This is a genomic window from Methylosinus sp. shoA, from assembly GCF_059718125.1.
This window is the reverse complement of the sequence record NZ_AP046091.1, coordinates 2,950,876-2,961,906: the sequence shown is the minus strand read 5'-3', so window position 1 is coordinate 2,961,906 and position 11,031 is coordinate 2,950,876. Positions and strand designations below refer to the sequence as shown.

The 11,031-nt window shown below is 67.6% G+C and carries 9 protein-coding genes; 5 read left to right on the top strand and 4 right to left on the bottom strand.

The features are described 5' to 3' along the window. Positions 1-145 precede the first annotated feature (145 nt). The 3 genes from AC6IW9_RS13455 to purE all read right to left on the bottom strand — a co-directional run bounded on the left by AC6IW9_RS13455 (position 146) and on the right by purE (position 4,191). The gene (locus tag AC6IW9_RS13455) at positions 146-2,104 is read right to left on the bottom strand and encodes an autotransporter assembly complex protein TamA (RefSeq protein WP_497764281.1); all 1,959 of its coding nucleotides are present in this window, start codon (positions 2,102-2,104) and stop codon (positions 146-148) included. A gap of 543 nt (positions 2,105-2,647) precedes the next feature. Then, positions 2,648-3,721 carry a 5-(carboxyamino)imidazole ribonucleotide synthase gene (locus AC6IW9_RS13450; protein WP_497764278.1) on the bottom strand — a complete coding sequence of 358 codons (1,074 nt, stop codon included), beginning with the start codon at positions 3,719-3,721 and terminating at the stop codon, positions 2,648-2,650. Between the two features lie 5 nt (positions 3,722-3,726). Next, positions 3,727-4,191: a 5-(carboxyamino)imidazole ribonucleotide mutase gene (gene purE, locus AC6IW9_RS13445; RefSeq protein ID WP_497772522.1), complete on the bottom strand. Its 465-nt coding sequence runs from the start codon at positions 4,189-4,191 to the stop codon at positions 3,727-3,729. A gap of 196 nt (positions 4,192-4,387) precedes the next feature. Here purE and AC6IW9_RS13440 point away from each other — a divergent pair, with 196 nt between their 5' ends. Both AC6IW9_RS13440 and AC6IW9_RS13435 read left to right on the top strand, forming a co-directional pair. Next, positions 4,388-5,086: a hypothetical protein gene (locus AC6IW9_RS13440; RefSeq protein ID WP_497764275.1), complete on the top strand. Its 699-nt coding sequence runs from the start codon at positions 4,388-4,390 to the stop codon at positions 5,084-5,086. 117 nt (positions 5,087-5,203) lie between these two features. After that, positions 5,204-5,665, top strand: coding sequence for an SRPBCC family protein (locus tag AC6IW9_RS13435; RefSeq protein ID WP_497764273.1), 462 nt, complete (start codon positions 5,204-5,206; stop codon positions 5,663-5,665). A gap of 12 nt (positions 5,666-5,677) precedes the next feature. Here AC6IW9_RS13435 and AC6IW9_RS13430 read toward each other — a convergent pair whose 3' ends face one another. Beyond that, a complete protein-coding gene (locus AC6IW9_RS13430) occupies positions 5,678-6,088 on the bottom strand; it encodes a DUF2794 domain-containing protein (protein ID WP_497772521.1) in 411 nt (136 codons plus the stop codon). Positions 6,089-6,564: 476 nt separating this feature from the next. Between AC6IW9_RS13430 and htpG the strand changes: the two genes are divergently transcribed. The 3 genes from htpG to AC6IW9_RS13415 all read left to right on the top strand — a co-directional run bounded on the left by htpG (position 6,565) and on the right by AC6IW9_RS13415 (position 11,013). Further along, on the top strand, positions 6,565-8,466 hold the full coding sequence (gene htpG / locus AC6IW9_RS13425; RefSeq protein ID WP_497764270.1) for a molecular chaperone HtpG: 1,902 nt from the start codon (positions 6,565-6,567) through the stop codon (positions 8,464-8,466). Beyond that, positions 8,466-9,344: a peptide chain release factor N(5)-glutamine methyltransferase gene (gene prmC / locus AC6IW9_RS13420; RefSeq protein ID WP_497764267.1), complete on the top strand. Its 879-nt coding sequence runs from the start codon at positions 8,466-8,468 to the stop codon at positions 9,342-9,344. The genes htpG and prmC overlap by 1 nt, the downstream gene beginning before the upstream one ends. 736 nt (positions 9,345-10,080) lie before the next feature. Next, positions 10,081-11,013 carry a DUF4167 domain-containing protein gene (locus tag AC6IW9_RS13415; RefSeq protein ID WP_497764265.1) on the top strand — a complete coding sequence of 311 codons (933 nt, stop codon included), beginning with the start codon at positions 10,081-10,083 and terminating at the stop codon, positions 11,011-11,013. Positions 11,014-11,031 lie beyond the last annotated feature (18 nt).

The following is an 11,031-nucleotide window of genomic DNA, read 5'->3' as shown; positions in this document are numbered from 1 at the left end:
CCGCAGGAAAATCGGCGCGTGGGAAACCCCTCGCCCGGCCGCTCTGCGGTCACTCTCTCCCTCCGGGAGAGGATCGCGCGCGAACCTCCCGGCGTGTTCGATGTGCGTGAAAAAAGGAAAGAGAAGCCTCTCGCAGCGCGCGCCATCAGAACGACTCCCCGACGCCGATGAAGATCGCGAATTTGTTCTCGTCCGGACGGCGGCCGATCGGCGTCGCCACATCGAGCCTCACCGGGCCGATCGCCGTGTAATAGCGCAGGCCCAGGCCGACGGCGGAGCGCATCTCCGACCGGAAATCCGGAAAGGGCGAGGCGAAGGCGGCGCCGACGTCGTAGAAGGGCACGATCCCGATCTCCGGCGTCACCTTGATGCGCGCCTCGAAGGAGGCCTCGAGCAGGCTGCGCCCGCCGACCGGGAAGCCGAAACCCTCGTCCGGACTCAGCGAGCGATAGCGATAGCCGCGCACCGAGCCGCCGCCGCCGGCGAAGAAGCGATGGCTCGCCGGAATGTCGGCGATGCCGGCGCCGACGATCGAGCCCGCGGCGACGCGGCCGGCGAGCACATACCAGCCGTCCTCGTCCAGCGCATGATAGCCGGAAACCTGCGCTTTCGACTGCAGCATGCCGACGCTGTCGGAGAGGGTCTTCACATAAGGCGTGACGCTGGCGATCGCGCGCACGCCCGACGTCGGCGCGAGCAGATTGTCCGTGCCGTCGTAGCTTCCCGAGAGCGGAAAGCCGAGCAATGAATAATCATGCGGGCCGAAAGCGTCATAAGTGTGCCCGCGCTCGAATTCGACGCCCGCCTGCACGGAGGCGACGTCGCTGAAGCGATGTCGCGCGGACAGTGTGAGATTGCCGAAATAGGCGCGATAATCGTCGACCTTCTCGCGCACCGCGATCCCGTCGACGAGCAGATCGTCGCGCGCGCCGAGCAGCGCCGGCGCGAGAAAGCTCGCCTTGGCGCGTCCGACGAGATCGTTCAGCCGGATCGAGGACAGGCCATTGTAGCCGGGCGAGGAGCCGAAGGGCGCGAGCCCGCCCTCGAGATCGACGCGCAGCCGCTCGGCGCCGCCGAACAGATTGCGATCCATCCAATAGGCGCGCACGCCCGGCCCGTCGACATTGGAAAAGCCGGCGTCGGCGCCGATCGCATGGCGCTTGCGCTCGGCCGTCTCGATGATGATCGGAAGATTGCCGTTCGCGTCGAGCGCCGCGCCATCCTCGACCTTCACGGAGCCGACGGCCTCTATGCGCGCCACCGATTTGCGCGCGTCGGCGAGCTTCTTCGGCGAATAATCCTCGCCCTCCTCGAGATAGATGAAGGAGCGGATCACATCCGGATCGATCCCGGGCGAGCCCGTCGCGGTCACCTCGCCGATCCCCGCGCGCGGGCCCGGATCGACGGCGACGGTCACATCCATCGCCTTCTCGCGATGGTCGACGACCGGCTTCACCTCGATGATTTTGGCGAGCGGATGGGAATGGGCGCGCAATTCGTCGATCCAGGCCGCCTGCATGGATTGCAGCGCGGCGGCGCGGGCCGGCGAATCGGCGTCGGGCTCATAGACTTTTTTCGGCAGCAGCGCCTCGTCGATCGGCGCGCGCGCGCGAGCATCGCGGATCACGACCTTGCGCAGATGATACTGCTCGCCGAGCGAAACCTCGATGCGGATCGGCGCGAGCGATTGCCCGCGCAGCCGCTCGGCGGCCAGCGCCGCCGCATCGGCTCCATGTCCGTCGGGCTGGACGGGGACGCCGACGACGCTCACCGTCACCTCGGCGTCGTAATAGCCATTGGCCCAGAGCGCCTCGACGAGGCGCGGCAGATCGGCGACCACGCGACGCGCGAGCCCGGCGCCGGCCGCGGGCGGCTGCAGGCGCAGGCGCCAGGCGCTGGACGAATCCTCGAGCGCGCGCTCGAGCTGGGGGTGGTCGTCGAGGCCGGCGAATTCGATTTTATAGGGCAACGCCTCCCGGCTCGGCGCAGGCGGCTCCTCCTCGGAGCCGAGGAGCCCGAAAAAATCGAAAGCGCGCGCCGGCGCGGTCGCGCCGCAGAGCGCCACCAGCGTCACCACGCTGAGAAAACGAGAAACAGACTTCACTCGGCGCGCCCGCAGAAACCGATCAGAAACGTGAGCGACGCCTTTGATAGCGAGCATTCGTTAAGCTTAACAGTCCAATCATAGTTAACAAAATTTGTGATACTATGCGCCCAAAGGCCGGACAACCAGATTAGAGTTATTGAAAACAGATAGTTAGAACCGATCGCCGTGCTACCGAGCGACCGACGATCGGGTCCAGCCGCGGAGCTGTGAAATTTATGGTCTGCAAATGGCACAGGCACGCATGTTGAGGCGCCGAAGACGGGCTGCATGCTCGAAAGCTGTGTCACGATTGTTGAACGGGCCGTCCCATTTTCCATGGTGACCAGAATCGTGTGCGTGCGTTCCACGGCCGTGGTTGCACATTCCGCACTCTGCTTTGTGAACACGACCGCGATTTCGGGTCCAATTTTGGTAGACGTAGTACCTTTGAGTCATCGGATACTCCTCTCCGAACGAGGAGTTCTCATTTCCTACATCCGCAAACCCAGGTCTATGTTCATAATGTTGTTCAGCGTCAATATGTCGCAGCCGTCCGCAGGGTCAAATGTCCATCACCCGCGTGACATGGCCCATCTTGCGGCCCGGACGCGTCTCCTTTTTCCCGTAGAGATGCAGGCGGGCGCCCTCCTCCGCCAGAATCTCCCACCAGCGCTCCGCCTGATCTCCGATGAGATTGCGCATCTCGACGCGCGCGCCGCAGCGGCGGGTCGAGCCGAGCGGGAAACCCGCCACCGCGCGCATATGCTGCTCGAATTGCGAGACGACGGCGCCGTCGAGCGTCCAATGTCCGGAATTATGCACGCGCGGCGCGATCTCGTTGACGACGAGCCGCTCCCCCCCCGCCTCCTCGACCACGAACATCTCGACGGCGAGAACGCCGACATGATCCGCCGCCTCGGCGATGCGCCGCGCGATCCCGATCGCCTGCTCGGCCGTGCGATCCGAGACGCGCGCCGGCGCGACGGTCAGCGCGAGAATATGGTTCTCGTGCACATTCTCGCAGAGGTCGTAGGCGCGAAATTCTCCATCCGCGCCGCGCGCGGCGACCACGGACACTTCCTTCGCGAAGGGCACGAAGCCCTCCAATAGGCAGGGCGCGCCGACGAGCGCCCGGGCCCCGGCGAGATCGGCCCGCTCGCGCAGCGTCCTCTGCCCCTTGCCGTCATAGCCGAAACGTCGCGTCTTCAAGATCGAGGGCATGCCGATCGCCTCGACCGCCTGCGCGAGCCCCGCCTCGTCGGCGACATCGGAGAAAGGCGCGGTCTCTATGCCGAGGCTCCGCACGAACTCCTTCTCGACGAGCCGGTCCTGCGTCAGCGCCAGCGCTCGGGCGCTCGGCCGCACCGGCGCATGGGCGTCGAGAAAGGCGGCCGTGGCCGAGGGCACATTCTCGAATTCATAGGTGACGACGTCGACCGCGGCGGCGAAGGCGGCGAGCGCCGCCTCGTCCTCGAAATCCGCGACCGTGCGCGCGGCGCAGACGTCGAAGGCCGGATCGTCGGCGACGGGCGAGAAGACATGCGATCTGAGGCCGAGCCTCGCGCCGGCGCAGGCGAGCATGCGCGCGAGCTGGCCGCCGCCCAGAATTCCGATGGTCGCTCCGGGCTTCGGCATCGGCGTCAGGCGTCGTCCGCAGGCGTCGCGGCGACCTGCTCGGTCTGGCGCTCGCGCCATTGCGCGAGGCGGGCGCCGAGTTCGGCGTCGGAGCGCGCGAGAATGGCGGCGGCGAGCAGAGCCGCGTTGATCGCGCCGGCCTTGCCGATGGCGAGCGTCCCGACCGGCACGCCGCCCGGCATCTGCACGATGGAGAGCAGCGAATCCATGCCCGACAGCGCCGCCGACTCGATCGGCACGCCGAGCACGGGCAATAGCGTGAAGGCGGAGGTCATGCCGGGCAGATGCGCGGCGCCGCCGGCGCCTGCGACGATCACCTCGAACCCTTCCGCCTCGGCGCCCTTGGCGAAGGCGACGAGCCGGTCCGGCGTGCGATGGGCGGAGACGACGCGCGCCTCATAGCCGACGCCGAGCTGATCGAGCGTCTCGGCCCCATGGCGCATGGTGGCCCAGTCGGACTGCGACCCCATGATGATCGCGACAGGCTTCTTCGACTTCGCCACGGCTTATCCGGCGGGCTGGAGTGGATGAAGCACGGTTGCTTAGCCGAACCGGCGGCGCGGCGCAAGAAGCCGCCGCGCCGAGAGAAAAGCGCCCCGTCCAAAGCTCGCCGCAATGTTGCTCGAAGCTCGAGCGGACGAGAGGGATTTTGTTACGGAGCCGATGATGAACATGCCCGGCCTGCGGCCGAAAACGATGATCCTGCTGGCGGCGCTCGCCGCGAGCGCGACGACCGCGACGACCGCGGCGGCGGACCTCTTCTTCCGGCCGTTCTTCGGCTATTCCGCGCATCGTTCCGAAGAGCCCGTGTTCGAGCTCTCTCCGCGCCAAGTGGTCGAGCTTCTGGCGCGGCGCGGCTTCCGGCTGGCGCGTCCGCCCGTCTATCGCGACGATGTGATCGTCGCGGTCGGCGTCGACCCGCGCGGCGGCCATGTTCGTTTCGTGCTCGACTCCGACGACGGCGAAATTTTGGAGCGGCGCCGTCTCGACAAAGGCGTCGCGCCGGCGCCGGGGATCGCCGCATCGCACACCCATGCGGAGAAAGAGAAGCGTCCAGCGCCACTGCTCCGCGCCGTCGCATCCGAGCGACCCGAGCCGGCGACGCCTCGCGCGGCGGCCGCGCCCCGCCCTGCGGCGCCGCATGTCCCGCCGTCCAAGGCGATGAAGACGCCCGCGGCGCCGGCCGCCGCGACGACGCCCGCACCGAAAGCGCCCGCGAGCGCTCCGGCCGCCGCTGCGACCGCGCCGAAGCCTCCAGCCCCTGCTCCCGCGGCCCCGGCGCCGGAAGCGCCGGCGCAGACCACCCCCACGGGCGCCGCCGCGCCTGCGGCCCCCGTCGCGGAATGGAAAGCGCCTCGCGATTAGCAGTCGCGTCGACGTGTTTCGAGAAGGCGCGCCTCGAGGGCGCTTCTCGAGACGTGGGCGTCTCGCGCCCGCTGCTGGCGCGGTTGTTGCTTCACATTCTGCAACAGGAGCAGCGCCGTGACCGAGACGCGAAGCATCACGACCGAAAAGGACCTCGACCATCCCGTCGACGCCGTTTGGCGCGCCATGACCGATTCGGAATGGCTCGCCGTCTGGTTCTTTCCGAACGACATCAAACCCGTCGAAAAACATTCCTTCACTATCTGGAGCCGGCCGATCGAGCGCTGGGACGGCGAGTTCCAATGCCGCGTGCTCGCCATCGAGCCCGGCAAGATGCTGCAGTTCGGCTGGAAAGGCGGCCATGAAGAGCTCAAGGGCTTCGGCCATTACATGGATGTGGTGGTGACCTGGACGATTTCCGAGCTGCCGGACGGCCGGACGCATTTCCACTTCGTCCAGGAAGGGATCGAGGCGGGCCCGGCGGCCGACGCGCTCTACGACATCATGCTCAAAGGCGCGGACAGCGTGCTGCGCAGCCTGGCCAAACGCCTGCCCGACCTGCTCGAGCACGACGCGTAAAAACCAGCGCGCTCAATCCCGCACCAGTTCCAGCTTGCGCTGCAGCACCGTCAGCACGCGCGCGAGATCATGGCCGCGGCGCATGACGAGCCCGCTCGCGGCGACGACGCTGAATGCGCCCTGGCGGCGGCCGAGCTCGGGATCTTTCTCGATGCGGTAGAGCGGCGCTTCGCTGGTGCGCCGGAAGATCGAGAACACCGCCTTCGCCGGCGAGAAATCGATCGCATAATCGCGCCATTCGCCGGCGGCGACCTTGGCGCCGTAGAGATCGAAGAGAATGCGCAGCTCCCGCCGATCGAAAGAGACGACCGGCGCCGCCTCGCGCCGCGAAGGTTCGTTCCTGTCCGGATTGATCGCGCGACCCGCCACCACGGAGAGCGGGCCGCGCCGCCCGCTCGGATCCGTCGTCTCCGTTTCTTTCATGCCGATCCCTCGCTCGCCGGCCATGATCGCGCGGGCGCGCGGCGAGAGCAAGCGCATTTGTGACACTCGCGCGACGCCTCGGCTCGGCCGCAGCGACGAATTCACATTTTTGCCAATATCGAGCCCCTTGCGCGCCAAAGGAGGCGACCAATATTCGGATCATTGCCTCGACAGGCTCGGATCGCGTGCTTCCGGAATTCGTCAGCCCCCCAGCCCCCCGGAAGGGCGTGTTTCGAGCAGTTCAGCGTTCGTGGCGATGGACGGGCCGGCCGAGCGACGCTCGCGCCGGCCCGTCTTGTTTCCCGTTTCCCGCCGCCTTGCAACTCTCGGATCGATCGCCGATATGAGGGCTCGCGCCCCGCCCGCGCCAGCCGCCGGGCGGAGCGGCAAGATTGCCGACCAATGAAGACGTTTGCGCGCCTCGGCGCCGCTCGGCGGCGACAAGGGAGGCGAGCGCGAGGATTGGAGACGACCCCGTGAGCGATCACGACCAGACCAACACGATCGACGCTTCGAAGAGCGATTACGGCTTTCAGGCCGATGTCGCGCGCCTGCTCGAGCTCATGACCCATTCGGTCTATTCCGAGCGCGATATTTTTCTCCGCGAGCTCGTGTCCAACGCCGCCGACGCGATCGAGAAGCTGCGCCACGACGCCTTGTCGGACGAGGCGCTCGCGGCGAAGGCCGCGGCGCCGCTCGTCGTCATCTCCATCGACAAGGATGCGCGCGAGCTTCTCGTCGCCGACAATGGCGTCGGCATGTCGCGCGAGGATCTCGTCGCCGCGCTCGGCACGATCGCGAGCTCCGGCACACGCGCCTTTCTCGACGACCTCGAGAAGAAGGACGGCGAGAAGAGCGCCTCGCTCATCGGCCGCTTCGGCATCGGCTTCTATTCCGCCTTCATGGTCGCCGACAAAGTCGAGGTCGCGACGCGGCGCGCGGGCTCGAACGAGGCCTATCTCTGGACGTCGGAAGGCAAGGGCTCGTTCCAGATCGCATCGCTGCCGCTCGACGCCGCGCCCGATCCCGGAACGCGCGTGACCTTGCACTTGAACGCGGAATCGGACGAGTTCCTCGAGCCCTCGCGCATCGAGCGGATCTTGCGCGAGCATTCGGGCGCCATCGCCATTCCGATCGATCTCGTCGAGGCGCCCGGCAAGGAGCCGCGCCGTCTGACGGACGGTTCGGCGTTGTGGACGCGATCGAAGTCCGAGATCGCCGAGAAGGAGTATGAAGACTTCTATCAGCAGCTCTCGGGTCAGTTCGACGCGCCGGCGCTCACCGTGCATTGGCGCGCCGAAGGACGCATCGAATATACCGTGCTCGCCTTCGTGCCCGGATCGCGCCCTTACGATCTCTTCGATCCCGCGCGCAAGAGCCGCTCCAAGCTCTATGTGCGCCGTGTGCTGATCTCGCGCGAGATCGATCTGCTGCCGCCCTGGCTGCGCTTCGTGCGCCTCGTGGTCGACAGCGCCGATCTGCCGCTCAACGTCTCGCGCGAGATGGTGCAGAACAATCCGCTACTCGACGCCATGCGCAAGGCGATCGCCTCGCGCATCGTGAAAGAGCTCACCGATCTCGCCACGAAGGACGCGGATAAATTCGCCTCCGTCTGGAAGAATTTCGGCGCCGTGATCAAGGAGGGCCTGCACGAGGATCCGCAGCGACGCGACGAGATCTTCGCCATCGCGCGCTTCTCCAGCCTGCTGCATCCGGACGGCGGATTGTCGCTGAAGGACTATGTCGCAAGTCTCAAGCCCAATCAGACCGCGATCTACTACATCGCTGGCGACGACAAGAAGCGCCTCGCCGCGAGCCCGCAGCTCGAGGCGTTCCGCGCCAAGGGCGTCGACGTTCTCCTGCTCGACGACGCCGTCGACTCTTTCTGGGTGACGAGCGCGCTCGGCTTCGACGGCAAGCCGTTCAAATCGGCGACGCAGGGCAAGGCCGATATCGACTCCGTTCCGACGCCGGAAGGCGCGTCCGAACCGCCGCCGGCGGAAGCTTCTTCCGAAGTCGCTCTGCTCACCGCGATGATGAAGGAGACGCTCGGCGAGCATGTCGACGATGTGCGCGTGTCGACGCGCCTGCGCGAGAGCGCGGCCTGTCTCGTCGCCGCCGATCACGGGTTCGATCTGCAGCTCGCGCGCATGCTCGCGGAGAGCGGCAAGGGTCTCATCGGCAAGCCGGTGCTGGAGATCAATCCGGTTCACGAAGTCGTCGTCGCATTGGCGAAGAAAGCCAAGGCCGACAGAGCGGGCGCCGAGGACGGTTTCTGGCTCCTGTTCGATACGGCGCGCATCGCCGACGGCGAAGCGCCGCTCGACGCCGGAGCCTTCGCCAAGCGCGTGACGGCCCTGCTGGCCAAGACCGTCTGATGGACGGCGCGTCGCTCGCGCGCGAGGAGACGCGCGCCGAGGCGCTCGATCGCATCGCCCGCCTTCTCGAGCAGAGCGGCGTCGAGGAGCCGCGCCGCGACGCGCGCGCGCTCCTCCTCGCGGCGGGAGAGATGACGTCGGCAGATCTGCTGCTCGAGCCGCACGCGCGTCTCGCGCCGGCGGCGCGGCGACGGCTCGACGATTTCGCCCGGCGGCGCGCGGCGCGCGAGCCGGTGTCGCGCATTCTCGGCGCGCGCGGCTTCTGGACGCAGGATCTCGTCGTCGCACCCGATGTGCTCGATCCGCGCGCCGACACGGAGACTCTGGTCGCGCTCGCGCTCGATCTCTCTCACGCGCGTCGGGGCGAGGCGCTCACGATCCTCGATCTCGGCGTCGGCTCCGGCGCCATCGTCTGCGCGCTTCTCTCCGAGCTTCCGCTCGCGCGCGCCGTCGCCGTCGATCTTTCGGAGCGCGCATGCGTGGCCGCGTCCGTCAATGTCGCGCGCTGCGGCCTCGCTTCTCGCGCGATGATCCTGCGCGGACGATGGGCGCAGGCGCTCGATGCGCGCTTCGATCTCGTCGTCTCCAATCCGCCCTATGTCGCGAGCGGAGAGATCGCCATGCTCGCGCCCGAGGTGAGGCGCCACGACCCGGCGCTCGCGCTCGACGGCGGCGCCGACGGGCTCGCGCGTTATCGTGAGATCATCGCCGATCTGCCGCGCCTCCTGGCGCCGCGCGCGCTCGCTCTGTTCGAGGCGGGAGCGGGGCAGGCGTCGTCCATTGCGGCGCTTCTTTCTGCGGCGGGCCTCGAGATCGCCGAAATCCGCAGGGATTTTTCCGGCTGCGAACGCGCCGTCGCCGCGCGCCGCCGCGACTGAAGCTCACGCGGACGTCGCGTTTCGTTCGCGCAGGGTCGTGACAAATTCGCTACACTCCCTATTTAAATGAGCGAAGGCGCGATCTCGCGCTTGGCGGGGCGAAGGCGTTAGATTATAGTCCTTCTCGATTGAACGCTGATTTCACGGGCGTCGCCGTGCGACGCGAAACGCCCGTCATCCGCTGGGGACATGCGCCCATAACGGAACAAACGGCTCGATCGTGGAGAAGCCCGTCTCGCTGGATAGAGCGGTCGAGGCTCCGAATCGAGCGGATCTGAAGTGCAGCGCGTTCGGGCCGTGAGTGGGATGGCCCTCGCCGAACGACTTTCTCGACAGGCGCAGACCGCCGTGCGAAAGCGTCGTAGCGACAGGAAGCCGGAGTCGCGCCGAAAAACGCGGCCGAGGGCCGAAGAGTTTCGTCTCGAACGGACGGGAAAGGGTCGGCGTCGCGCCGAAGCGTCGCGGCCGACGCTCGGGAGAAGATGATCGACGAGGCGCGGACGCGTTCGGATCGAGCGCTGCGCCTTTGCGCGGCCGCCATGGGGCGAGATCGCGCGGCAAGAAAGAAGCGAGTGAAGCCGCCGATTCGGATCGCGAGCGGCCTCGTCGCGCGACCACGCTTCGTCGAGCGCACGTCCGGTCGCGTCTCATGCGCTTTGTGCGCTCGACCAAAGGCATCACGGATGAAACGGCGACGCCCATGCAGAATAGCGACGGACCTTCTCGAGGATATTCGATGAGACCAGGACAGAACAAGCGTATCCGCGGCCGCAGCAATCGTAAGGGACCCAATCCGCTGACGCGGTCCTACGAGTCGAACGGCCCCGATGTGAAGATCCGCGGAACGGCGCAGCATATCGCCGAGAAATATCTGCAGCTCGCGCGCGACGCGCAATCCTCCGGCGACACGATCATGGCCGAAAGCCTGCTGCAGCACGCCGAGCATTATTTCCGCCTCATCGCCGCCGCCCAGGCCGCGCAGCAACAGCAGAACGGCTACGGCCGCTCCTTCGACGCCGACGCCGATACGGGCGAGGAGGAGGAGGATCTCGGCGGAGCGCAGGACCGCTTCGCGCCATTGTCGGAGCGTCTGCCGCAGCCGGTCGCCTATCAGGCGCAACCCTACGCCCCGGCGGCCTATCAGCCGCAGCCCGCGGCGCAGCCGCATTTCAATCCGCCGCCGCAATTCGGCCAGCAGCCCCAGCCCTATGAGGAGCGCCCGATCGGCGGCGGCGAGCAGCCGCCCCGCTACGAGCGTCAGCCGCGCCAGGACCGAGGCTTCCGTGACCGCAACCGGAACGATCGCGATCGCGGCGGCGAGCGCAACGCCGAAGCGGGCGGCGAGCGGTTCGACCGCAATCGCGACAATCGTCGCTTCCAGCCGCGTCCGCAGCCGGCGCCCGTCGCCGACGAGCAGCCGGGCGCTCTGCCCTCCTTCATCACCGCGCCGACGCCGATTCGCGCTTCGGGCGGCGAGGATGCGGGCGAATCCTTCGCGCGCGCCGAGCGCACGGCCGTTCGCGAGCATGAGGAGGCGGCGGCCGGTTTTCATCTCAACTCGCGCCGCCGTCGTCGTCCGCGCGCGAACGGTGACGAGGCCAATGGCGTCGTGGCCTCGACCGGCGAGGAGCCGTCGACTCATGCCGGCGAGCTGCCGCTCGGCGACTGAGCGGTTCGGCGCGCCGCT

Excerpts from the sequence above, each read along its gene's own strand:
- AC6IW9_RS13450 (WP_497764278.1), bottom strand. The coding sequence starts at position 3,721 with ATGCCGAAGCCCGGAGCGACCATCGGAATTCTGGGCGGCGGCCAGCTC.
- purE (WP_497772522.1), bottom strand. The coding sequence starts at position 4,191 with ATGGGGTCGCAGTCCGACTGGGCCACCATGCGCCATGGGGCCGAGACG.
- AC6IW9_RS13440 (WP_497764275.1), top strand. The coding sequence starts at position 4,388 with ATGAACATGCCCGGCCTGCGGCCGAAAACGATGATCCTGCTGGCGGCG.
- AC6IW9_RS13430 (WP_497772521.1), bottom strand. The coding sequence starts at position 6,088 with ATGAAAGAAACGGAGACGACGGATCCGAGCGGGCGGCGCGGCCCGCTC.
- prmC (WP_497764267.1), top strand. The coding sequence starts at position 8,466 with ATGGACGGCGCGTCGCTCGCGCGCGAGGAGACGCGCGCCGAGGCGCTC.
- AC6IW9_RS13415 (WP_497764265.1), top strand. The coding sequence starts at position 10,081 with ATGAGACCAGGACAGAACAAGCGTATCCGCGGCCGCAGCAATCGTAAG.